At 41.1% G+C, this 24971-nt stretch carries 20 protein-coding genes and 1 pseudogene; 17 read left to right on the forward strand and 4 right to left on the reverse strand.

The features are described 5' to 3' along the window. Positions 1 to 77 precede the first annotated feature (77 nt). On the reverse strand, positions 78 to 2267 hold the full coding sequence (locus KFT32_RS05290; protein ID WP_211746092.1) for an alpha-galactosidase: 2190 nt from the start codon (positions 2265 to 2267) through the stop codon (positions 78 to 80). Between the two features lie 97 nt (positions 2268 to 2364). Between KFT32_RS05290 and KFT32_RS05295 the strand changes: the two genes are divergently transcribed. From KFT32_RS05295 to KFT32_RS05320, 6 genes and pseudogenes are all read left to right on the forward strand, one after another. After that, a complete protein-coding gene (locus KFT32_RS05295; RefSeq protein ID WP_211746093.1) occupies positions 2365 to 3240 on the forward strand; it encodes an AraC family transcriptional regulator in 876 nt (291 codons plus the stop codon). 195 nt (positions 3241 to 3435) lie between these two features. Beyond that, entirely contained in the window at positions 3436 to 3990 is a 555-nt protein-coding gene (locus KFT32_RS05300) for a biotin transporter BioY (RefSeq protein WP_211746094.1), read from the forward strand. Between the two features lie 88 nt (positions 3991 to 4078). Next, positions 4079 to 4879, forward strand: coding sequence for an ATP-binding cassette domain-containing protein (locus KFT32_RS05305; protein ID WP_211746095.1), 801 nt, complete (start codon positions 4079 to 4081; stop codon positions 4877 to 4879). Next, positions 4864 to 5724: an ATP-binding cassette domain-containing protein gene (locus KFT32_RS05310; RefSeq protein WP_211746096.1), complete on the forward strand. Its 861-nt coding sequence runs from the start codon at positions 4864 to 4866 to the stop codon at positions 5722 to 5724. The genes KFT32_RS05305 and KFT32_RS05310 overlap by 16 nt, the downstream gene beginning before the upstream one ends. Before the next feature lie 85 nt (positions 5725 to 5809). Next, positions 5810 to 6516, forward strand: a pseudogene (locus KFT32_RS05315) (energy-coupling factor transporter transmembrane component T family protein). Further along, positions 6517 to 6843, forward strand: coding sequence for a CHY zinc finger protein (locus KFT32_RS05320; RefSeq protein WP_211746097.1), 327 nt, complete (start codon positions 6517 to 6519; stop codon positions 6841 to 6843). 65 nt (positions 6844 to 6908) lie between these two features. Here KFT32_RS05320 and KFT32_RS05325 read toward each other — a convergent pair whose 3' ends face one another. Beyond that, on the reverse strand, positions 6909 to 7217 hold the full coding sequence (locus KFT32_RS05325; RefSeq protein ID WP_211746098.1) for a hypothetical protein: 309 nt from the start codon (positions 7215 to 7217) through the stop codon (positions 6909 to 6911). A gap of 306 nt (positions 7218 to 7523) precedes the next feature. On the opposite strand from KFT32_RS05325, the gene KFT32_RS05330 reads away from it, so the two are divergent. The 3 genes from KFT32_RS05330 (at position 7524) to KFT32_RS05340 (ending at position 11060) form a co-directional block, all read left to right on the forward strand. Then, positions 7524 to 7988: a GNAT family N-acetyltransferase gene (locus tag KFT32_RS05330; protein ID WP_211746099.1), complete on the forward strand. Its 465-nt coding sequence runs from the start codon at positions 7524 to 7526 to the stop codon at positions 7986 to 7988. A 229-nt stretch (positions 7989 to 8217) separates the two neighbouring features. Further along, a complete protein-coding gene (locus KFT32_RS05335; protein ID WP_211746100.1) occupies positions 8218 to 10683 on the forward strand; it encodes a GAF domain-containing hybrid sensor histidine kinase/response regulator in 2466 nt (821 codons plus the stop codon). A 104-nt stretch (positions 10684 to 10787) separates the two neighbouring features. Continuing rightward, positions 10788 to 11060 carry an ABC transporter ATP-binding protein gene (locus KFT32_RS05340; RefSeq protein ID WP_211746101.1) on the forward strand — a complete coding sequence of 91 codons (273 nt, stop codon included), beginning with the start codon at positions 10788 to 10790 and terminating at the stop codon, positions 11058 to 11060. 76 nt (positions 11061 to 11136) lie between these two features. Here the strand turns inward: KFT32_RS05340 and KFT32_RS05345 are convergent, their stop codons facing one another. Next, positions 11137 to 12543 carry an N-acetylmuramoyl-L-alanine amidase family protein gene (locus KFT32_RS05345; RefSeq protein WP_211746102.1) on the reverse strand — a complete coding sequence of 469 codons (1407 nt, stop codon included), beginning with the start codon at positions 12541 to 12543 and terminating at the stop codon, positions 11137 to 11139. A gap of 297 nt (positions 12544 to 12840) precedes the next feature. Between KFT32_RS05345 and KFT32_RS05350 the strand changes: the two genes are divergently transcribed. The 8 genes from KFT32_RS05350 (at position 12841) to KFT32_RS05385 (ending at position 22618) form a co-directional block, all read left to right on the forward strand. Next, positions 12841 to 14124: an ABC transporter substrate-binding protein gene (locus tag KFT32_RS05350; RefSeq protein WP_211746103.1), complete on the forward strand. Its 1284-nt coding sequence runs from the start codon at positions 12841 to 12843 to the stop codon at positions 14122 to 14124. A 93-nt stretch (positions 14125 to 14217) separates the two neighbouring features. After that, positions 14218 to 15105, forward strand: coding sequence for a carbohydrate ABC transporter permease (locus tag KFT32_RS05355; RefSeq protein ID WP_249435683.1), 888 nt, complete (start codon positions 14218 to 14220; stop codon positions 15103 to 15105). Next, positions 15102 to 15944, forward strand: a complete 843-nt coding sequence (locus KFT32_RS05360; RefSeq protein ID WP_211746104.1) for a carbohydrate ABC transporter permease — start codon at positions 15102 to 15104, stop codon at positions 15942 to 15944. The genes KFT32_RS05355 and KFT32_RS05360 overlap by 4 nt, the downstream gene beginning before the upstream one ends. A 39-nt stretch (positions 15945 to 15983) precedes the next feature. Next, positions 15984 to 18071, forward strand: a complete 2088-nt coding sequence (locus KFT32_RS05365; RefSeq protein WP_211746105.1) for an alpha-N-acetylglucosaminidase — start codon at positions 15984 to 15986, stop codon at positions 18069 to 18071. A gap of 116 nt (positions 18072 to 18187) precedes the next feature. Continuing rightward, entirely contained in the window at positions 18188 to 18961 is a 774-nt protein-coding gene (locus KFT32_RS05370) for a response regulator transcription factor (RefSeq protein WP_211746106.1), read from the forward strand. Continuing rightward, positions 18958 to 20664: a sensor histidine kinase gene (locus KFT32_RS05375; protein ID WP_211746107.1), complete on the forward strand. Its 1707-nt coding sequence runs from the start codon at positions 18958 to 18960 to the stop codon at positions 20662 to 20664. Before KFT32_RS05370 ends, KFT32_RS05375 begins: the two co-directional genes overlap by 4 nt. Positions 20665 to 21032: 368 nt before the next feature. Continuing rightward, positions 21033 to 21671 (forward strand): RNA polymerase sigma factor, encoded by a 639-nt coding sequence (locus KFT32_RS05380; protein ID WP_249435684.1) that lies wholly within the window; start codon positions 21033 to 21035, stop codon positions 21669 to 21671. After that, positions 21638 to 22618, forward strand: coding sequence for a DUF4367 domain-containing protein (locus tag KFT32_RS05385; protein ID WP_211746109.1), 981 nt, complete (start codon positions 21638 to 21640; stop codon positions 22616 to 22618). Before KFT32_RS05380 ends, KFT32_RS05385 begins: the two co-directional genes overlap by 34 nt. 114 nt (positions 22619 to 22732) lie before the next feature. On the opposite strand, the gene KFT32_RS05390 is transcribed toward KFT32_RS05385, so the two are convergent. Further along, on the reverse strand, positions 22733 to 24784 hold the full coding sequence (locus KFT32_RS05390; RefSeq protein WP_211746110.1) for a GxGYxYP domain-containing protein: 2052 nt from the start codon (positions 24782 to 24784) through the stop codon (positions 22733 to 22735). Positions 24785 to 24971: the final 187 nt, after the last annotated feature.

The raw sequence follows: 24971 nt of genomic DNA on the forward strand, positions 1-24971 counted from the left end.
AAACTATATATAGACGATCTATATATACTCTTGAATGAAGCAACTATAGGAATTAAGAAATTTATTCTACTACATAATCAATCTACCTTATTTAAGGTGAATAGCAAACTTAGAAAATCACCTTTCATTCGTGGAAGAGTCAGGCCTGCATACATGAGCTCATCGCCGCCGTGAATCTCACCTGTTTCTTCGATGCGATACGTTGCTGCTGGATCAAGACCCTTAAACTTCAGTATGCGCACAGGGGCTGCTGGTTTCGATAAAATACGGAAATATCCAGTTACCGCTTGTTTTCCATCTGTAGATACAAATGTCCAGGAAGCCTCATTGGTCATGAATGGGTTTAAATTTCTGTAAAAGGTCCCGAACTGAATGGTTTTGCGGATCTTTTTATAGGTAGACACTTGTTCTCTGACCATTTCTTTCTCTTCATCAGTAAGCAGGGTCAGATCAAGCTCGTATCCGAGATTACCCGACATCGCTACATGACCTCGAGTAGATAAGGGGGTCACCCTTTTCACCTGGTGGTTGGGAACAGAGGATACATGAGAACCCATGGCCACAGGAGGATAAGCCATACTGGTTCCATATTGAATTCCGAGCCTGGAGACGGCATCCGTATTATCGCTTGTCCATACTTGCGGCATGTAATATAGCATTCCCGGATCAAATCTGCCACCACCGCTTGAACAGCTCTCGAATAAAACGTCAGGGAATAACGTGGTCAGTTGTTCCATTACGTAATATAACCCAAGCATATAGCGGTGAGCGGTTTCTCTTTGACGCTCTGGAGGAAGAGAGGCAGAACCAATCTCGGTCATATGGCGATTCATATCCCACTTCAAATAAGAGATCGAAGCGGAAGAAAGGATCGAAGATATGGAAGAGATAATATAATCGCATACCTCTTTACGGCTAAGGTCAAGTACCAGTTGGTATCTACCCGTCGTACGCGGGCGGTCTTTTACATGAAGCACCCAGTCTGGATGAGCGCGGTAAAGATCACTGTCAGGAGATACCATTTCCGGCTCAAACCAAATACCGAACTGCATTCCCATGGACGTAATCCGGTGAACTACTTTTTCGAGTCCCTCAGGAAGTTTGTGTTGATCCACTACCCAGTCACCTAGAGAGCTCTTGTCATTATCCCGTTTGCCAAACCAGCCATCATCAAGTACAAAGAGCTCCATTCCAAGTTCCTTGCCGGATTTCGCGATTTGTTCGATTTTGTCCGCGTGAAAATCAAAGTATGTTGCTTCCCAGTTGTTGATTAGAATGGGACGCTCTTGATCACGAAACTTCCCTCTAACTAGACGAGTGCGGTATAAGGAATGATAGGTCCTCGACATGGCTCCTAGACCTTCTGACGAATAAACCATGACGACTTCCGGAGTCTGAAATGTCTCAGACGGCTCTAGATGCCAGGCAAAATCAAACGGATTCAGCCCCATAGAAACCCGAGTCGTGCCATATTGTTCTACCTCAACATTGGCAAGAAAATTACCACTATATACGAAATTAAAACCATATACCTCGCCATGATCTTCGGTCGCTTCCGGGCTCATTAATGCGATAAAAGGATTGTGCTGTGGACTGCTTGCTCCTCTGCGGCTTTCGACGGATTGAGTGCCGGGATGAAGCTTTCTTCTACATAAGTTTGACTCGTTGGTGTGAGCGCCATCCAGTGTAAGTAAGTCATAATTAACATCACGGAAATCAACGCTAGCGCTTAATGCTCGTAACAAACGAATGTTATCCTTACCACTGTTATGAAACTTTACAGAACGGGTAATGGCTGCGAACTCCTCAAATACGGTGTACAGAAGTGTAACGGAAAGTCCGGTTACTGTATCAAATAGCTCGATCTCAAGCGTTTCGGCTTCATGTTCTTGCTCGACATAAGTTGCAGGAAGTCCGTCAAGCTTCTTTTTACCGGCATAGATCCGGTGAGATTTGTAGCGCAGGTCAGATACAGTAGAACCATCCGTTTGCGAAATTTGATAAGCGGGTGGACCAAAGTCGCCATTCCCATATCCCGGATATTCAAGAGGGATCGTATCAAGTGAAAATGTGCGATCCTCCGGATCAGGATTCGGGGAGAAACCGCGGTCAATATAGCCAAGCGGGACTGAGTTACGAAAATGATGAATCGATTTGCCCCAATATAAATGGCACAAATATCCTTCCCGTACAATTTGTAAACAATAGCTTGTATCTTTTGCTTGTAGATGGAACAATCGTAATTCAGAATCATATATAATGGACATGATCTTACCTCCATGAAATAATTGCTGTATATATGAACAGAATAGTACTGATAAATTGGGTTCACAAGAGTAAATAATAAGAGAGGAGGGTAATATATTGCTATCTGATTTCCCCTACACTTCCATAGGTTTCGAATATATTGACAGCACGGGCATTCTTCAGATCAAGGGACTTGGTCTTGAAAAAATAACTTCTCATTCCTATCACTGGGATGGACGAATACGAAAAAATGAGCATTGCTTACTTCAATATACGCTGAGTGGAAGCGGAGAACTTGAATATAATGGAGACGTATATCCGCTTCAAAAAGGAGATGCTTTTCTCGTAGAAATACCAGGTCCGCACGCTTACAAGCTACCGGAACATTCGAATCTGTGGGAAGTTCTGTATATCGAGCTATCACTTGAAGCACTGCCTTACTGGCGGGACATGATGACAAGAGGAGGCCCCGTTGTTCACCTTGCTGAACAGTCTGAACTGGAGAGCTTGCTATGGGATATTTATGAACGCGCACTGAGCGATCAATTCATAGATATCTTTGATAGCTCTGAGGCAGCATATTCACTCGTCATGCGTTTGATGAGACATGTTCTACACAGTGAACAACCTTCTAATATTCCTCAATTTATTGAGGACACCAAGAGATATATTCAACTTCATTTTGATCAGGATATTGGATTAGATCATATGGCAAGTGCTGCGGGGGTCTCCAAGTATCATTTGATCCGAGAATTTGAAAGGAAAATTGGATTGACGCCCAGTCGTTATCTGCTGGAGATTCGGCTTCAGCATGCGGTGAAACTACTTTTAACGAGGCCAGAACTGACATTACATGATGTATCGGCGAAATCAGGTTTCTCTAATGCGAACTATTTTGGAAAAGTGTTCAAAAAATATCTAAACGACACGCCGGATCAATTCCGAAAACGAGAGAAGAAGTATGAGCGTTATGATATCAAGTTTTATTCTTGATTGTTTTGAAGCAGGCCAACTACTGGTTTGCTTTTTTTGTTTTTTTCTAATATCTGAATACGCCCAAAACATATTGTAAACCTATTATTTTATATTTAGGTTTACAATATGTTGATGTGAAGATATAATTCCTATTACATTAGAAGTCGACGCTAATAGAATAAAAGATTTATTACTTACATCGGAGGTAGTCAATTGAAGACAAAAGAATTAGTATTTGCTGCATTATTTGCTGCATTCATCGGAGTACTGGGCATGATTCCGCCTATTCCGTTAGGATTTATTCCCGTTCCGATTACAGCACAAACACTTGGTGTTATGCTGGCAGGATGCTTTTTAGGGAGGAAAATAGCTACACTAAGTTTGATTTTATTTATCGTATTGGTTGCAATAGGTTTACCTTTATTATCTGGAGGTAATGGTGGTCTGTCTCCATTCATGGGACCATCTGTAGGATACATTTTAAGCTGGCCACTAGCCGCATTCTGTATCGGATTTATGACGGAAAAAGTATGGGCAGGGCTAAAAACTTGGAAAATATTCGTTATCAATGTTGTTTTTGGAGTCTTACTAGTCAGTTTGATCGGTGCTCCGGTGATGGCTCTTATTACACATACTTCGATTTGGGCTGGACTTGCGGGTGCTGTCGTATTCTTACCAGGCGATTGTATTAAAGCGCTTGTCGCAGCCGTGATTACGATGCAATTAAAAAAGGTCAGCCCCATTGAAGAAAAAGTGCTGAACTCATAAGTTGAACGAAGAAGATATTTGAAATTCGAAATCGGTATATTGAAGGCAATATGCGCAGTAACGGCAAGTACAGAGGAGAACAAATGAGATGCTTACATTCGACGATGTTCATTTTTATTATCAAAAGGGCGAGCCCATCATAGATAAGTTGAGCTTTACGATTGAAGCAGGCGAGTTCGTAGTGATGCTTGGTGCCAATGGATGCGGAAAATCTACGATAGCAAAACTCATGGATGGACTGCTGCTTCCAAAGGGAGGTCAGGTGAGGTTTAAGAATCTCAGTACGTTAAACCCAGCGGACCTTATCAAGATTCATGAACAAATCGGTGTTGTTTTTCAAAATCCGGAAGATCAATTCATCACCACTACGGTAATGGATGAGGTAATATTCGGACTGGAAAATATCCGCCTTCCAAGAGAAGACATACGTGTTCGTGCGGAACACGCGTTACAAGCTGTCCAGATGGAGGACTATTCTGAGGCGATGCCGCACCAGTTATCAGGCGGTCAAAAACAGCGAGTTGCGATTGCGGCAATTTTAGCCATGAGTCCACAGATCATCATTTTTGATGAAGCGACCTCCATGCTTGATCCGCTTGGCCGAAAGCAGGTGCTGTCTATTATTCAACAATTGCATCGCCAAGGCATGACCATTGTTCACATCACCCATCATATGGAGGAAGCGTTATTAGCGGAGCGCATTTTGCTTATACATCAGGGCCGGCTTGAATTCGACGGAGATCCATTGACATTTTTTGAAACCGTACCTGTGACAGATTATCAATTGGATGAACCTTTTGCCTTACGTATACATAAAAAACTTCGGCCAAGCGTACCCCTGACAGCTGATTGGAAGGAGATGATTCGTTCCGAATGGTCTATGAATTAAGCCGTGTGAGCGTGAACTATGACGGACGAGAGGCTCTGCATCATGTCAGCTGCACGATTAGGGAAGGGAAATGGATCTCCATTATTGGACGAGCGGGTGCTGGGAAGTCAACCTTTATCCAAGTGCTTAAGGGGATGATTCCGGACTTTGATGGTGAATATCGGATTGATGAACAGCCTATCCCAAGAGATGCTAAAGGACGGATCAAGGTCGTGCCAGATATCGGTTTTGTATTTCAGTATCCGGAACATCAAATCTTTGAAACGACCGTTTACAACGAACTCGTTTTTGCACCAAAAATGAAAGGACATTCATCTCAGCAAATTAAATATGCCATCGAACGCATCTTGCCTCAGGTCGGTCTGTCTGAGAAGATTCTAACATGTGCGCCCTTTCAGTTAAGCGGAGGTCAAAAGCGCCGTATAGCCATTGCTTCCGTTTTATTGATGAATCCGAAAATGCTTATTTTAGACGAACCGACAGCCGGACTTGATCCAATAAGCCGAGAGTTGCTGTTAAAGCTACTCAAAGAATGGCAACAGCAACATAAACGTACGATTCTCCTCGTATCACACCATATGGATGATGTTGCCGAATACTCAGATGAAGTTATGGTATTGAATGAAGGAGAGCTTTTGGGGCATTTTGATGCCAGTACTTTGTTTCTGGATCAGTCCAGATTATTGGAAAAAGTCGGATTACCACTGCCTGAACCTGTGCAGCTCCTACGTCTGATTGAGCAATTATCTGGCGAGAAAATCGAAGTAAGGAGTTGCAGGGAGCAGACTATTTTCAATAAAATCCTGCCCCTTTGGCAAGCAAGGGGATGTGTAAATGGCAAATAGTATTTTACTTGGACAATATACGGAGAAGGATTCTTTACTTCACCATCTCGATCCAAGAGCGAAGCTGATGAGCATGATCTTCATCATGGTCAGCTTTCTAATGCTGGAATCATTCATAAGCTATCTGCTTGCAAGCCTTTTCGTATTAAGTATTTTATTCATATCAAAAATCCCGTTTCGTGTATATGGAAGAGGTCTCAAATCTGTTTTATTTATTCTGATATTTACTTTTCTATATCATACGGTGACTACAAATGGTACTCTAATTTGGTCAGGGCAGTTCATCAAAGTGACGGTGGAAGGACTTCAAAATGGGACGCGCTTCGTCTTGCGAATTGTTTTACTGATCTTACTCGCTTCCATGTTAACCTTAACTACAAAACCATTGTCTATGGCCCGTGGTCTGGAAAATCTGCTAGCCCCGCTCTCCAAAATAAAGGTGCCCGTAGAGCAGTTTTCGCTGATGATCGTTATCGCAATTCGTTTTATTCCGACGATTATACAGGAACTCGATCGCATTCTTCTCGCACAAAAAGCAGAGGTTATGATATCACGACGTTATCGCTGTCGAAACGTATTTTTGCTTACATTCCCATTCTGATCCCGCTCATCTTCACAACGATTAAACGTGCAGAACAGCTTACCTATGCAATTGATGCACGAGCTTATGGAAATGGCAAGGGAAGAACCCATTATATAGAACTCAAATATAAGCAAATAGATTATTTCGCTGTTGGAGCAGCCACTATGTTTTCAGTGATCCTGTTGCTAATAAAGATAGGGGGAGTATAGATGAATATTTACGGAGCTGTAGTGGATAACTCGACAAGATGCATTCATTATCATTCAGAAAAAGATATCATCGCTATCAAGTTTACATGCTGCGAGCGTTATTATCCTTGTTATAAGTGTCATGAGGAACAGGCTGATCACAGCATACAACGCTGGCCGCAGGAGCAATTCGATGAATATGCGATCCTTTGCGGGAACTGTCACACCGAAATGACGATTAGACAGTACATGAGCACGACTAACTGCCCACAGTGTCATGCCATTTTTAATGAGCGATGCGCCATGCATTATCCGATTTATTTTGAACAATCTGCTAACGAAGATTAGAGTGAGAAGGCAATAGGAAGAAAACTTAAAAAGAAACCACCTGTGAAGGTAGGTTTCTTTTTTTTCTACTGTACGCGGTCATAAAATTTTTGCCAATCTTTTTTGCCTACATGAATAAGGTCAAGTACCGTCTTTTTAATAACCGTATGGATCGCTTCACGAAAGAAACGATTTTCGTCTCGGATGGCAGCTTCCACTTGTCCATTGGATTTTTCATAGTTGGTTCTTTGGATACCAAGTTCAATTTGATGCTGTGCTTCATGTTCATCAACCATATCAAGCAAATGGTCAAAAGCGATAAGAACATCTTCATGTCCGCCCAATTTATTCTCGGCAATCATCAGATCTCTGAATTCTTGTAAACTTTTACGCATGATAATTCTCTCCTTTTTATTTTTCAGTATGGTATCTGGAGTAATAGTGCAAGAAGTCATTCTTGTAAGGCTTTCTCAAAGTTATGCTTCATATGATAATATATACATAAAAATTAGAAAATGAAACATATACTTTTTTTGAATATTTCTATGACTTTATTAGATCGATTCCTTGATCATTAAAGGGTAGTTGGTTTGTGAGATGGGAAAGATCATCTTAAACCGTTTGTGTTGATTTGAGTCAGCTTTAAATATGTTATGATGATCAGAACACGATGAAATAGCAATACACAGGGGGGCCATACAGTGGTTACATTAAATCCTATGAATCAAGAGGAGTATGAGCAGTACATAAGTTATGCTATAGAAGACTACGCAAAGGACAAAGTCGCTTCTGGAAATTGGAGTGAAGAAGAATCAATAGATCGATCTAGACAAGAGTTTGCTCGCCTCTTACCAAAAGGTGAAAAATCCGAGTTTAATCACTTATATTCTATCTTTCATGACGAACAGCACATCGGTATGATTTGGATTGCACCTATGTCACCGACGAATTATGAAGAAGGCTTTATTTATGACTTTATGATTAAGGAGCCATTTCAAGGACAGGGCTATGGGAAACAATCTATGCAGGAAATTGAAGTGAAAGCGAAAGAATTAGGCATGAAGAAAATAGGACTTCATGTTTTCGGTCATAACCAAGTTGCACGTGGTTTGTATGAAAAAATGGGATATGAGATTACGAATATCAACATGAAGAAGATACTTTGATGAATAGTTGCATCACAAATAAAAGAGGAGCCGCTGACTTAAGAGTCTGTGGTTTCTTTTTATTTTTCAGGAGATCGTTTTTTTGTAAAATAAGTAGGTATGTGGTCGTTATAAGAACATAGTATACTATGTAAATTATTTCACGCTCATATCCGTCTCAAGAAAACTATGATAGATTTAGTAATAGTTAGTGCAGTCAATAGTAATTTTGATTAAGGTGGTTTATTCAATGGCGTTAATGGAAGCTAAGGGCAAAATGTATCAGAATTTGAATGAGGCCGCAGAGAATATTGTTCAATTAATTAGTGAAATTATTGATGTGAATACGATTTTTGTAGCTAGTAACGATAAGGTATCCAACACGATACTTAAAGTTTTTAATCGCCATGAGAATCTCCTTGAAGAAGGTGTCGTGCTTCCCTTTGAACAAACCTATTGTAGCCTGGTCGTGAATGGAGGGGCAGAACCTCTAATTATCGATGATACGGCTGTACATCCTTTAACATCTGAAATGAGTGTTACGCATAATTTAGGAAGCTGCTCATTTATTGGTGTTCCCATTTGGCGTGGCAGTGGAGAAGTATATGGAACGATATGTGCTTTGGATCGAAAGCCTTATAACTATACAGATAAAGAGATTAGACTTCTCAATTCGATGTCCACATTTCTCTCGTATATTGTTGAGTTAGAGCAGAGTGTAATTACACTTCGAGAGGCCGAGAAAGAAATTATTTTATCCAAAGAAAAAGCAGAAAAAGCTACTCAGGCCAAGACAGATTTCCTTGCACTCATGAGTCATGAGATCCGCACCCCGATGAACGGAATTATGGGGATGACAAGTTTACTGCAAGAAACAGAATTAACGGACGAACAAAGAGAATATACGGAAACGATTCGCGGCAGCAATGAATCACTCCTTTCCATATTGAATGATATACTCGATTTTTCAAAGATAGAATCAGGGAAAATGTTACTTGAGCATCAGCCCTATGATCTGAAATCATGTGTAGAAGATGTTCTAGATCTGTTTGCTTCTAAAGTGACTGAGAAAGAGGTTGAACTCGTATCTAGTTTTGATTCTAATCTTCCTCCATTTCTTATTGGAGATGTCACTAGAATACGTCAAATATTAGTGAATTTAATAGGAAATGCAGTGAAATTTACTGCAAAGGGTGAAATACTGGTTAGTGTGGAGAAAAAACAATCGGAGAAACCAGAACATTTCGATCTACATGTGATGGTGAAGGATTCGGGTATTGGTATCCCGCTTGATCGGCAGGATCAATTGTTCCATTCCTTTACTCAGGGACATGCGCCCGAAACGATTCGGCATTATGGGGGTACAGGTCTTGGACTTGCGATATGTAAGCAGTTAGTGGAACTTATGGGCGGGAAGATCTGGGTGAACAGTGAAGAAGGATTAGGAAGCACATTTCACTTTACCATTCCTGCTGAAAGTGCAGATTTGTTCTTAGAGAATGATAATAAAGTTACTCATTTACGGCATAAACGTGTACTTATTGTGGATGATAACAGCACAAATCTTCGTATTATGAAGAATGTGCTTGAAAAATGGGATATGTATGTTTATGCTACAGTTTCCGCTAGTGAAGCGTTACAATGGATAGTAAGAGGCGATATTTTTGATTTGGCCGTCATTGATATGCAAATGCAGGAGATGGATGGAGTCCAGCTTGGCGATAAGATTCGAAAATTCCGGACCCCTGAAAGTTTGCCTATGATTATGTTAACGTCTGTTGGTATGAAGCCACATAACCTGGAACTAAGATCTATTTATCATACGGTTATTTCTAAACCGATAAGAGACCAACATCTCATGGAAGCTATGCTATCCGCATTATATGAAACGCATCTAGTTACGAACAGAGCCAAAAAAAATTCAATCTTAGACAATACGCTTGCTAATAAGCTACCCCTACGGATCTTGATCGCAGAAGACAATTCTGTGAATCAAATGCTCCTTGTTCGTTCACTACAAAAAATGGGTTATAGCGCTGATGTTGCCGGTAATGGACTCGAAGCTTTTCAAGCGATTACTCAGCGCCATTATGACTTGATCTTTATGGATGTGCAAATGCCAGTGATGGACGGACTCGAAGCAACGAAAATGATGAAAGAACGGATCGAAGCTTCAAAACATCCGGTGATCGTTGCAGTAACTGCAAATGCTCGGTATGAAGACAAGAAGTATTATTTAGAAGCAGGCATGGATGATTATATTAGCAAACCGCTTCGTATTGAAGAAGTACAGCGGATCATTGAATACTGGGGTAACGAAATTCGGAGCACTTCAGCAGCAACAAAAGAAGAGACTCAATCCGAGCAACCAGATGAAGTTATTGATATTGCAACCATTAATGAGATTCGTAGCCTGGATAATGACAATACTTTCTTAAAGGAACTTTATACTATTTTTTCTGATGATGCTTCCCATTGTATTAAGGAAATTAAAGAGCTATGGGAGAAAAGGGATTTTGCTAGTCTGAGCACAAAGGTTCATATGCTCAAGGGAGTAAGTTTGAATATTGGAGCGTCACGACTCGCTCACCTCTGTTACCAACTTGAAACTGAGATGAAGTATGTAGCGAATGTAGAAACGGTCATTTCAGAACTTCAAGATGTGTTAGAACAAACGAAGTCAAAGTTAGAACAACTATCTCATATTGAAATTTAAAATGAATAGCAAAATAAAATATAACAAACAAAAGGAACCGCGAACGTCGCGGTTCCTTTTGTTTGTTATAAAAGCTGGGTTCATTAATAAAAGGGAGGAAACACATGAATGAGATAGTTAGGCTAGTGAAACCGCTGTTACAAGAGCGAAAACTTGTAATTGTATCCGTTACGGTAGGAGGTTTGGTGGCTTTATTAAATTTGAGCAGACCCATATTGTTAGGGAGAATCATACAAATGTTAACAGACAAGTCCTTTACCAGTGCGTATGAATTTCTAATTATGATGTTCGTGTTAAGCTGGATTTTAAGTTGGCTGAATTTCAATTTTTGGGAGAATGATGACCCTTATTCGAAAGAGGAAAGCCATGAGATCTAAATTTGCTAAGGCAAGATCCCATGGCTGTGGAGTATGTTAGATTTTGAATCGCTTTTCAATTCGACCAATCAGGTTATTAAATACCCAAGTATTCTTTGATTCCATCTACAATCGCTTGCGCCGCTTTATCTTGTACAGATTCTGAAAACATGGCGGCTTCTTCTAATCTATTACTTAGAAATCCAATTTCCAGAAGTACGGCGGGCATAGTAGTCTCTCTGATGACTTGGAAATTTCCATCTTTTACACCTCGATCTTTAAAACCTAGAGCTTCTACTAAATGCTTATGGACGACATTAGCTAAATCTTTACTACTACTTCGCTGATAATAATAAGTTTCGGTCCCACTCGCTTGCGGAGAGGCCAGGACACTATTGCCATGAATGGATACAAAAACATCGGCTTCTAATTGATTAGCTAACACCACTCGTTCAGAGCGAGTAGGATAGACATCACTGTCGCGGGTCATAACTACATTTATCTTGGGTTCATTAAGTAAAAGTGCTTCGATCTTCAGAGATAAAGCTAAGGTAAAGTCTTTCTCGAATTTATTAGTTATTCCTACTGTACCAGAATCACTTCCACCATGCCCTGGATCGATAACAACCGTTTTTCGCTCAGAATCGTCAGCAGGAGGAAGAGGAACAACACTGTCTTCGGCCTCCGTTACATCAATGACAAATGTATTCGAATTATATTCGTTCTGCTGGAATTCAAACGTATTTTCATTATTGGTAACAAGGACAATGCGGACGATCTGTGGATCACGGCTAAACAAGGAATAGCGTACTTCTGAGACATTAGAATATCCACTGACCTCTAATGTACCTTTCAAGTTCGTATCTAAAGTTTGAGATGAATTAAAAGAATTAGAGAAAGTCGTATTTGGTATATCAACAACAATTCGATGAGGATTATCTAAAGTAGTAATAGAAGGTTTCACTTCACTATCTAAGGAAACGACCAGCTGGTTATCTGCAAAATACATATCATTCACATGCTTTACAGATTCCACATACTCTTCTCCTTCACCCCGATCTCCTACTGAATTACTGCTCGCTAAAGAAACAATCTTATTCGTGTTATCCCATCCCACTGTAAGTCCCATGTTTTCACTTACGAAGCGAAGCGGGACAACGGTTGTATTGTTCAGAATTTGGGGAGCAACCTGTAATGAAATTTGCTTCTCAGCAACCATGGCTTCCTTTTTGTTCACGGTTAGAGATATGAGGTTAGTGTCATTTTGAATTTGGACTCGTTGTGACTTTTGGTCCCAAGTTACTTTGAAATTCAAATTTTCAGCAACTACACGTATAGGAATCATCACCGTTTTGTTAATGATGGTCACTTGAGCATTCGCTGGCATTGTAAGTTCCGTGCCATCAAGGATGATCTTAGCTTGACTAGCGGAAGCATGTCCTGTGTTCGGAAATAGGATCAGAAAGAACAGACTTAACAGAAATAAGATCAATGTTTTTTTCATTACGCACCTCAGTTATGTATTGAATTTCATGAAAGTGATATAAAAATGCTCATTCAATTCCTCGTTTCCGAGCATCATTTCACTTAATAAGGACATTATTCAACATTTTTCCATAAATATCCTGCTTTAATTACATCATTGTTTCTGGTGTAGGAACCTGCACTTTTATTCGAAAATCGATAAATTCTCGTACTCATCCAAGAAATCTCAGAATGTAAAACTCATAGGTGCTCCCATATAATTAGATCAGCAACGGGAGGAACACTTTACAATTTATATACGCTGGAGGGGTCAGAATTGAAAAAGAAGACAATATGGAAGTTTTCCTTATGCGCACTTACGGCACTATCGATTTTAGTAAGTGGCTGTGGAAACGCAGACGGAGATCGTGTTACTACAGGACAGGATACTCCAAAGCCAGAACAAAAAGTGAAAATTCGTATGGCTTATTGGAACAAGGAAGACAGCATGAAAACACTGCTTGATCTCATTGAAGAGAAGCTTCCAAATGTAGAGGTTGACTACCAATTTATCGACAATAAGCAATACGATAACATCATTGCTACTCAACTTGCTGCACAGTCAGGTCCGGATATTATCTCTGTTGCTCCAGCAACGAGCGCTAAGTATGCTCAGCTTGGATACTTAGAAGATATCTCCTCTTTATCAGATTTATATAATGATGCAGGGAAGAATGTGTACTCCACAGACGGAAAATTGTATGCAATACCAGGGATCAGTTGGTTTGAAGGGATATTTTATAACAAAGAAATTTTTGCGAAATATGGTTTGAAACCGCCTACAACGTTTGAAGAAGAACTCGAACTTCATGAAGTGCTATTGAAAAATGGTGTAAAGCCGCAAGCTTTTGGCGCGAAGTCTTGGGAACCGATGATGAAGTCCTCCATGGGATTCGTGATGAATGACTTTTTGTCTAAATCAGAAAATAAAGACTTTGATGTGAAGTATGGGCAGGGACAAATTACGCTCGACGGCAACTGGAATGAATCCATAGAAAAATGGTCTCAGCTAATTCAAAAAGGGTATATCACCAAAGAAATGCTAGGTGTCGATTATGATCAAGCTCTTGATGAGTTTGCGACAGGCAAAGCAGCAATGTGGGAGTCAGGGCCATGGGCGTTAGAAACGATAAAAGCAAAGAATCCGGATATTCAAATCGATATGTTCCCATTCTATGGTTCTGAACCAGGTGATGGCTGGTTAATCGGAGGACCTGGTGTAGGTTTCGCTGTTAATAGCAAATCCAAGCAAAAAGAAGCAGTCATGCAAGTTTTAGAACTGATCTCAACTCCAGAGGGACAAAAAGCATTCTGGAATGACAACAAAGGTGGCAGCAGTTATTTAAAAGGTGTTGAATTCGAAATGCCAACAGAGTACGAAGGGGTAAAAGAAACTTTTAAAGCTGGGAACGTCTATGCTCCTTGGAACAATTGGGGAAACAACGCTCAATCGCTGATTGAAGATTACGGTAAACACTTGCAGGAACTGCTCGGTGGGCAAAGTGATGTTAGTGAAGTATTAAAAGCAACGGATAAGAAAGCGGCAAGTCTGCAGAAGTAATACCCATAGATAACATTATGCTTGATTAAGCTGCAGCTGTCCTCCATGCAAAAGGGCAGTTGCAGCACCTTAGTTTTAGAGGGGTTGATAGATTTGATTCGAAAGATGGGAAGAGAATTACAATACTCCGTACTGATTGTGCCAGCACTCTTATTCTATGTTTTATTTTGTGTCTACCCATTCTTGACCATGTTTTATTATAGTGTAACGGATTATTCTGTTGCGAAAATGACGGATCTAAGCTTCATTGGTTTTGAGAACTACAGTAAGGTATTTGATAATGATTTATTGATGGCCGGATTTAAAAACTCAATAATCTATGCCCTTTTGATGACTGTATTTCAGACAGCTTTCGGAATTATTTTGGCAGTATTCCTAGATCGTAAATTAGCTACACGAAATTTGCTGAGATCCGTATTTTTTCTACCTGCGGTATTTAGTCCACTGGTGATTGGATTCCTATGGAACTATTTGATGTCAACGTCCGATTTTGGACTGATTAATAGAGGTCTTACAGCAATAGGTTTGGATAAAATCAATTTTCTAGGGGATGCGAACCTCGCACTTTACTCCGTAGTGATTACACAACTATGGCAGTGGACTGGATGGGCAATGGTTATTTTTCTGGCCAATCTTCAAGGAATATCGAAAGATCTGTATGAAGCTGCTGAGATTGATGGCGCGTCATCTTGGAAGAAGTTCTGGAAGGTCACACTTCCGCTTCTGCAGCCATCGGTAAATGTAGTTGCCGTGACTGCCATGATCGGAGGGCTTAAAGTTTTTGATATTATTATGGCTCTAACCGACGGTGGACCGGGCAACTCAACGCAAACGATTATGACTGCCTATATCAAGACTTCATTTAATGAAGGGGCTTATAATGAAGGGGCCGCATCTGGTGTAATATTCTTTGCTGTAGTGATGCTTATAACACTGATAATGATGAAAATGTTAGGTAAGTGGGGGAGGAATATCCAATGATCAAGGCAGTCCACTGTAGACGAATGGCGAATCTGGGAGTGGAGCTGGTGATGATTATCCTGGCTGCTATATTCTTTATCCCTGTGTATTATCTTTTCGTTACTACATTTAAGACTCCGGATGAAGCAACGCTGCATCCTATGTCACTCCCAGAGAACTGGAGTTTAGCAAATTACAAAGCAGCTTGGGATGTGATGCAATATCCGCATGTCCTCTTAAATACACTGATGGTTACTGTTGCTTCTGTAGGTTGTATCATTATTTTCTCTGCCATGGCTGCATATGGTTTGGCACGCCGTAATCATCGCTTCCATCGTATTCTTTTTTATTTGTTTCTCGCGGGAATGATGGTTCCTTTTCAAATGGGTTTGGTCAGTCTTTATAAGCTGATCATGGGGCTTGGGATTATGGACAGTTTATTATCTGTTATCGTTGTTAATATCGGCAGTGGCGTTGTGATCGCAATCTTTCTGTTCTACAGTTTCATCCATTCAGCAGTGCCACTTGAGCTCGAAGAGGCAGCTTTTATCGATGGTTGTTCTGTATGGGGAACCTTTTGGAAAATTGCTTTTCCGCTTCTGACTCCGGTCATTGCAACGGTAGCGATCGTCACCACTCTAAATGTATGGAATGATTTTATGAATCCATTGTTGTTCCTGCAGTCTCGTGAGAACAACGTCATTCTGCTGGAAGTGTTTCGTAATATCGGCCAGTTTTCAGTAGACTGGACCAGTCTATTTCCGATGTTGCTGCTCGGTGTAGCTCCGCTTTTGATTTTCTATCTGTTTATGCAGAAATATATGATCAAAGGTGTAGCAGCCGGTGCTTTAAAAGGATAATGACTTCTCAGTGAGAGCAGATGAAGGAGGATGGAAGAAATGAGTATCTCATCAATACAAAAATTAATTCAACGTAAGATAGGTTCTGTATCGGAGAATTTTAAGCTCGAGTTGATCGGGTCAGCAGAGGGATATGATATTTTTGAGCTACAAAGTATAGATGATTCTATTGTCATTCGGGGTTCTTCAGAAAGTGCACTGGCTTCAGGATTCAATTGGTATTTGAAACATGAATGTCATAATCACCTCTCCTGGTGTGGAAGCCGATTGGATCTACCTGCAGAACTTCCGATGCTTCATAGCCCTATCCGACATAGATCACCCTACCAGCTTCGATATCATTTAAATTACTGCACATACTCCTACTCCATGCCCTTCTGGGATTGGAACCGCTGGGAGCAAGAACTTGATTTTATGTCACTAAACGGCATTAATTTAATGCTCACGGTCACAGGATTAGAAGAAGTATGGAGACGTACTTTGCTTCGTCTAGGTTACACGGAAGAGGCAGTATCTGATTACATATGTGGGCCCGCTTTTTTTGCATGGCAATGGATGCAGAATCTCACTGCATGGGGAGGTCCACTTCCTCTATGGTGGTACGATGAACAGGCAGAGCTTGCTAGAAAAATTAGAAATCGGATGAATGAGCTTGGAATAAAAGCGGTGGTACAGGGGTTTAGCGGAATGGTACCCCGTGACTTCAAAAAAAAGTTCCCGGAGTCGAGTCCAGTAGACCAAGGCTTGTGGTGCGGGTTTGACCGTCCTCTGCTTTTGTTACCTACCGATCCGAAATATACAGAAACTGCCTCTATCTATTATGAAGAATTGCATCGTCTATATGGTACAGATATACATCATTATTCTATGGACCCATTCCATGAAGGCGGGCGGGCAGATGGACTAGATATTGCAGCGTATGCGAGGGAGGTAGAACGTTCTCTGCTTGAACATGACCCTGAGGCTGTATGGGTACTTCAAGCATGGGAGGGCAATCCGAAACCGGAGCTTATCGGAGCAATCGCGCAGGAACATACGTTAATTCTCGACCTTTGGTGCGAATCTAGACCTGCTTGGAAAGAGACGAATGCTTTTCAGGGCCATCCTTGGATCTGGAATATGATTCAGAATTATGGTGGTAAAAATGGATTGTATGGAAATCTGAAAATAGTGGCCGGTGATCCGCTGAAAGCGTGGAAGAACCCAGCAGCAGGGCAAATGTCCGGTATTGGACTCGCTATGGAAGGAATCGGCACCAATCCGGTGATGTATGATTTATTAACCGATATGGTATGGAGAGAGAGCGAGCCTGAACTTGAGGATTGGCTGGCAGGATATATCACTCGAAGATATGGAAAGGCGCCTGTAAGTGCGCGCAAAGCATGGGCTTTACTAGAAAAGAGTGTCTATAATAGCAGTGTAGTTCAACAGGGCACTTCTGAGTCACTACTATGTGCACGTCCTGCACTAGAAATCCGCAATGTATCTACATGGGGTCCGCGAGGAATATCTTATGAACCGGAGATGGTTCGTGAGGCATGCCGGCAGCTCTATCAATCTTATGAAATATGTAATACATCGGAAGGTTATTTGTACGATCTAGTTGATGTGACTAGGCAGTGTTTAGCAGATCTGTCCCGTGAATTCCACGAGCAGACGATAAAGGCATTCCTTACTCAAGATATTTTAGAATTTGATGTTCAGTCTTCAAGGTTTCTGAAGCTGCTCGAAGATCAAGATAGACTACTTCAGACTCGGGAGGAGTTTTTGCTAGGACCTTGGTTAGAGGCAGCAAGGACAAAAGGGAGAACAGAAGAGGAGAAAAGGCTTTTTGAATATAATGCTCGAACGCTGATAACCGTATGGGGACCCGAATCATCGGCAACGGTGCTCAAAGACTATTCCCACCGAGAGTGGTCCGGCCTGCTGAGCAGTTTCTATGGACCAAGGTGGAAAATGTATTTTGAAGCCCTTCGAAAGTCTATGTTAACAGAGTCGGATCCAATTGAGCCTGACTGGTTCATATGGGAACACCACTGGACCTGTGAGTATGACAGTAACTTCGCTATAGAACCGAAAGGTTCAATTAAGGAGGAGGTTCCCCGAATTATTGCTGCTTATTTATAAGATATCTTCATAGGTAGTACTAGCCGCTCTCAATGGAAGAAGTAAAATGAGAGCGGTTTCTTCTATTCATTCTTTATTCCACTTGATAGAATGAAACGAAAGGGGAGGAGTACATCATGTACCGACTTATTATTGCTGATGATGATCATATTGAGAGGGAAGGCATTAAATTTTTAATTCACCGATGTGAGCTGCCAGTAGAGATTAGAGAAGCAAAAAACGGCAAACAGGCTCTTCAGATGATGAAGGAGCAACCTTGTGATCTACTCATCTCGGATATCAAGATGCCCTTTATGGACGGTCTCCAATTAGTGAAAGCTGCAAAGTCTTTCCTTCCAGATCTTGCAGTCATTATATTGAGTGGACATGGAGAGTTTGAATATGCACGGACGGCGATTTCACTCCAAGTTCGAAACTACCTGTTAAAGCCTATTGAAGAAACAGAGTTCAAGGAAGTATTACATGCAGCCATTCAACAGCTGGGAGCGGCGATCAAAAAACAAGAACATATTTTACCCAATGAGGGCGCTTGGAGAGGGCTTGAAAACGAGTCAGAGTCAAGAGGGCGTGCCGTGGATGAGGTGCTCCGTATTATTGCATCAGAGTATGTTAATGATTTAAGCCTTGAGTATTTAGCAGGCAGGGTGCATCTTACCTCCAGTTATCTTAGTCATATATTTAAAAAAGCAACAGGCGTCAGCTTGGTCAAGTATATTAATAAGTTCCGTATGGAAAAGGCAAGAGAGTATTTAGATCAGAGCAATTATAAAATTGTGGATGTCTACCGAATGGTTGGATTTTCTGATCCCTCTTATTTTGGCATGACTTTTAAAAGTTTCTATGGAGTAACTCCTTCACAATATCGGGAAAGAGCAGGATTTCCCAAATGAAACGTTTATTCCATTACTTCAGAGATAGCGGGCTCCGTCGCAAGCTGATGCTAAGTTACATCATAATGATCATTATCCCTATCCTTTCGCTGGGAATGTACTCGTACATAAGTGCCGAGGGATATCTTAAGGAACAGATGCTTGAGGGAATGAACCACACCGTGAGCCAAACCGCCCTTAATTTGGATCAGCGGATGGAGAAAATCGGAGACTTTATGGACTTTATGGCCTATAATCCGATCGTCAAAAAAGTAACAGGCAGTGAGCTTCCGGATTTGTTTTCCTACACAAAAGAGCTGAATGACAATATCGAACCCACGTTATGGTATTACATGAACATTAATCAGGAACTCCGTGAAGTTATTTTTTATTCAGATTATACAGGTAAGCAGATTGGAAATTTTGTATATTCTAGCTCTGAAGTACAGAGCGAGGCATGGTATGAGCAGGCGAAGCATAGCCGTAATGTTCAGTGGTATTACGATAACGATGTGCTCTATGCCACCCATAATATTCAAAAAAGTGACAATGTCACTTTTGCTGGGTCACTATACGTGCGTCTGGATGAAGACCTGCTCTTTGAGAACCTTGACCAAGTGTACCAGGGGCAGTATGGCATCCTCATAACTAAACCAGATGGTGAAATTGTATATGCCGGACAGGAGGCAAACGGCCTCAGCCAAGAAGATATTCATCTCATGATGAACGAGGCTGGAGGTGTTTTTCGCATGGAAGGTGAGGACTATCTTCTTACGAAAAGCATTTTGCCTCACTCGGGATGGACCTTCTATTATTATATTCCAACCGCAGGAATTGCGGTGAATACGAATAGTATTCTAAAGGCAACAGGGACCATTATTATTCTGTGCCTCATTATCCTGATGTTTATGATATGGCTGTTCTCACGAACGCTTGTGAAGCCCATTTTAAAACTTCGTAAAAATATCCAGCTCGTTGAGAGGGGCAATTTTGATATTCCAATTCACTCGGAGGCAAAAGACGAGGTTGGCGGACTAACACGAAGTTTTGCACAAATGGTAAAAAAGGTTCGGGAGTTGATCGAGGAAGTCTATCAAGCTAGGATCTTGGAGAAAGAGGCAGAATTAAAAGCATTACAAGCTCAGATTAACCCTCATTTTTTGTATAATACACTATCTATTATTAACTGGAGAGCAATTCAGTTAGATGCAAAAGATATTAGCCGGGCGGCGAATGGTCTTTCCCGTTTCTATAGAACAAGCCTTAACAAAGGAAACCATCTTACCCGGATCAGTGAGGAGATCAGCAACATAAAGGCCTATTTGGATATCCAACTGCTGATGCATGAAGAAGAGTTCCAGATCATATTTGAGATTCCAAACGAGGCTTACGAATATGAAACGATTAATTTTATACTACAGCCTATTGTAGAGAATGCCATTGTTCACGGTTTAGATGAGCGAGAGGAAGAAAAGGGTTGTCTCCTTATCCGGGTGGAAAGCGATGTGGAAGCGGAATTGATTCATATTCTGGTGCAAGATAACGGCAAAGGGATGGACCAAGAGCAGGTGAACGGCTGGATTCATGCCGAGGGTGGAGGGTATGGCCTACGTAATGTCCATGAGCGTATCCAGTTATATTACGGTGAGGAGTATGGTATTAGCATCGAAAGCGAGCCAGGAACAGGAACTAAGGTATTGGTGAAGCTACCGATGAGATGTTGAATCCGTTCTATATAGCTTGGATGCTCAATTTTGGATTTCTCCAGTAGGCTCCGGATCAGGGTCTGTATAGAGAGGAGGTTGGTAACCTTATCCGCGATCTTATCGCGTACCCGATCTTTTAACACTTCTTCTCTTTCGTCCTGACTAAGGAAGTCGAGTACCATATAGCCATGGCTGACTAGTTCTTCAACAGCGGATACGTAACATTAGACTTTTACTCAACCAAGACATCGTATGTGTTTTAACAGAGGGCTTCACCACTCTAGCATCAAAATCACGATATTGGACCACCGCTCACGCAAAAATTGATGAATCTTATATTCCCGTATTCTTTATCATCATTCAAAACAGTGTCCGGTTATCGTTGCTTGGATTGTTATATAGATATTCATGTAATCAAGTTACTAAAGAGGAGGGGAAAGATTATTGACTCGACGACCATCGAAGAATATGTTCATCAAGTTCAGGCTGGACAAGCAAGAGCATTTATACCGATCGTAAAATATTATCAACAACAGATGTATATTTATTGTTGCCGACTGCTTGGCAGTGATCAGGATGCTGAGGATGCTGTTCAGGACATTTTTCTAAGCGCTTATAAATCAATTTCAAGCTATAAGCCTGAAGTTAGTTTTAACGCATGGCTGTATAAAATCGCCTATCATCACTGCGTGAATCTGATACACAGACGTCAGTTGTACGAAAAGATCGGCAGATTGATGAAAGGACAATTTTTTGAGGAGAGTGCTGAGCAAAAATTTTTACGTGGGGCATTTAGTGAGCCTTTATCGAGAGCACTTGCCAGTCTTCCTGTTGCGGAAAGAAGCTTATTGATTTTGCATGTGTTTCATGAAAAAACCTACAAGGATATTGGTGAAATTACGGGTAAAAGTCCAGAAGCCATTCGAAAAAAGATAGTTCGAATCAAGAAAAAAGTAAAAGATAAGCTGCATACATATGGGGGGGAAGAACGATGGGAGACATCGTTGATTCAAACGAAGAGTTGAAAAAACATGCTGTTCCTGATCATCATTTTCGAAACATCGAGGTTACATCTAAAGTAATGCAAGACATTGAAATCCTTCATCATAAAAAAAATAGTGGTCGTCACTCATTCAAGAGAAGAACCGTAATGTCACTCATTGTATCCTCCGTATTATTAGTCTCGCTTACTGCGTATGCAGCAACTGGACATATCCAAATCTTGAATACGAAAGGGGAAGTCGTCGTTAAAACAATCGATGTGCCGACATCGATGCCCTTGAAATGGAGTAATCAAGTAGAGGAGTACAGAAAAAGAGTATTGGGTACACTTATGCCGGGTGAGCTTGCTGCGTATTACATTAAGGACGATTACATTAATAAAATTAACGGGTATGATACAGTAAATCCGATTAAATATGAATATCTTCCCGTCGATTATCATTCCTATGAAGATTTTCAAAGAGAGCAAGATAGAACATCAGCACCATTCCTTAAGAAACCTGAATACCTTCCCAAAGACGTAAGTTTCTCATATGGACAAATAACTCCGATAGGACCTCTGCCTTTCGGAAATGAGAAGAGAAAATATGATCAATTGAAACAAAGTTTGGTTGATAAAGCCGATTCATCAAAAACCGAGGACCCCTTGTTTATCGAAAAGCTAGATTGGACGAAGGCTTCCAGTACGCTTTTATACTTATCCAGTGGTAAGAACAGCACAGCTATTAGTATCGTGGCGAGTTACGGTTCAAAACTAAGCTTAACGCAGGAGATGAATGCCACTTCTGAGAAAATACAGCTGAAAAATGTAGAAGCAATTTATCTAAATAAGGAGTCTGGAGGAGATGTGATCGCTTGGTATGATAGCAAATTAAGTGTGGCTTATACCATTATGGTAAATGAAGAAGATGTATTGAGTAAAAAGGAACTTCTGAAAATGGCAGAAAGTATGATCGCTAATGAATTCTGATCACCCTTGAGGCAACTTGATTGCAAGATGAGAGCCCTTAAAAAAGAAGCAGACATCGTCCAGTTCATCACCCTGGAGATATCTGCTTCTTTATTTGATAACAAACGATTGTTATTATTTGCTCTTAGGCAGACCATAACTTTCACGGATGAGTGAGAAGTAGTGGTCAGCTCGAACAACCTTATAATCTTCACCTAATAGTTGAGTCAGTTCAAAGGCATCGGTTGGAGTCATATTCCATGCAAGCATCCCTAAGGATACAAAAAGTGGAGACTTCCCATCCCAATTTGCTTTGGCATCATCAAGCACATTTTTACCATCCTGAACGGTACTAATGCCGCGGATCGTGGATACAGGGAGACTGTCACCAATAATTTCAACCCCATATTTGTCTTCATAGCTCAGGAAAATACCCGGAGCGTTATAATCTTTCTCATAAGATTCGGTTTTGAATGGAGAAAGAGGGACATTTTGGCTGTCTACCCGGTTCAGCACATACGGAATGGTCATCCCTGTTTTCTGAAGGTATTTCTCTGTCTGCTGTAAAAATACCTTAAATGCGTTATCCGGCCATGCATTAGGATAGAAGTACCCTGCGCCGGATGGTCCGGCGATGATCAGATCATTCTCAGTAGCAGTCTTATAGTAGTAATTTAAGATGGCGGGAGCTCCTTCATGAAGAAGTGGGCTTGAAGTCCAGTTAATCGGTACTTTGCCACGATTTGGATCATCCCACATAACACGCATGCGATGCTGATTATACTGGAAGTTATCTCCTTCAGTAAATGTGTAAGTAACGTATATTTTATTTTCTAGTTTCGGTTGTTTCGGTGTTTTTACTTTTGCATAATTCGGCTTTGTACCTGAGAAGACGGTCATATTACTGAACCAATCTGCAGCAAGTACATAAACCCCATAACGCGAAGCAATCTCAACGGAACTAAACTCGCCCTCAACGTCATTACTGAACCAACCAAGATAAGGTGTTCCTGAATCGACTTTAGACATGATCTTCTCAAATAGCGCTTTTTGTTCAGGAATATTAGAATCCAGCCAGAATACCATCGCTTTGTTCGCTACAGCATAGTCACGCAAGTAGCCATATGGTTCCCGCTGTTGCGCGGATGGAGGCTGAATATTGCCCGTTGATATTTTATATTGGTTCCACATGTCTACCTCAGCAGTAAGCTGTTTTGTCCCAGTAGGTGCTTTGAAATCATATACAAAATAATTCCCATTATCTGCAAAGCGATGTCCGCCCTGGCCCTCAGATACTTTGGAGTTCTGAGCGTCATATAGGAACGCCTGCTCTTCCGTTGAGCCTGCAATGAAACTTGCGATCGTTTTCCCATCTGCCTTTACGTTTACCTCATGAACAGCGGGCCCCCATCCGTCCTGTGTAAATGCGTCATCAAAGCGAAGATATACCGCAGACTTACCCAAGTAAGAGGACAAATCAAACGTATAGGTCTGACGGTTGCTTGCATCTCGTACCTGATCTTTATCCTCAGCAATGGTAACAAAAGATTCCGGAAGACCTGGTGGAATACGGACCGAAGTTTCCGGACTCAGTCCAATCAACATGCGGTGAGTTGTCTGCTTCCAAAGGTTCTCATACTGCCAAGTATAAGCATCCATTCGATCATCAAATTTCCCCCGCAGATCATCTAGTACTTTTAAATTGTAAGGTTTTCCTGTTAATGTAACGGCGAGTTCAGGACTTGCAACCACACCGTCTTTCAATCCAGCTAGTGTAGTAGCAACATTGATTGTGTCAGGTACTTGCGGATCGTATATAATAATGCCTTTAGCTTCTTTACGATAAGCAGAGAACACTTTCCAATAATCATCGTGGAGTGTATAAGGGGTCTCTAGATCCTTAAGCCACGTGAACTTTCCTTCTTCTTGAGATTCAATCAGATACATACGGGGCTGTTCACGGTTTACGATTCCCTGGAGGGTAGACATCATCAGTTTGATATCGCCCGGTGCATCATAAATATCGGCAACGTCTAGATGTTTTGGTTTATTAAAACTTGGCAGTTCGCGATTTTTTGACCATTCTGGTTTGCCAGTCTGTGCTTGCTTTTCAGAAGCAGAGGCCACACCAGATAATGAAAATGCACACAAGATTGCTAAACAAAGAATCGAGAATCTTCGAGCCATAGCGAATTTCACTCCTTCATATCGGACAAATATAGGACTGTGTGCTTTACTTATCGATCCTCCCTTTTCGGCTAAATCACCTACATACACACCTTATCCTATACATATTAAATATATTCATATATAATTATTCAAGAGGTTCGACAAAACCTCCTGTAATTCAAGAATAAACGAGTGTTTGTAACAA

This window comes from Paenibacillus sp. Marseille-Q4541 (genome assembly GCF_018310695.1).
In the GTDB taxonomy this organism is placed as follows: Bacteria; Bacillota; Bacilli; order Paenibacillales; family Paenibacillaceae; genus Paenibacillus.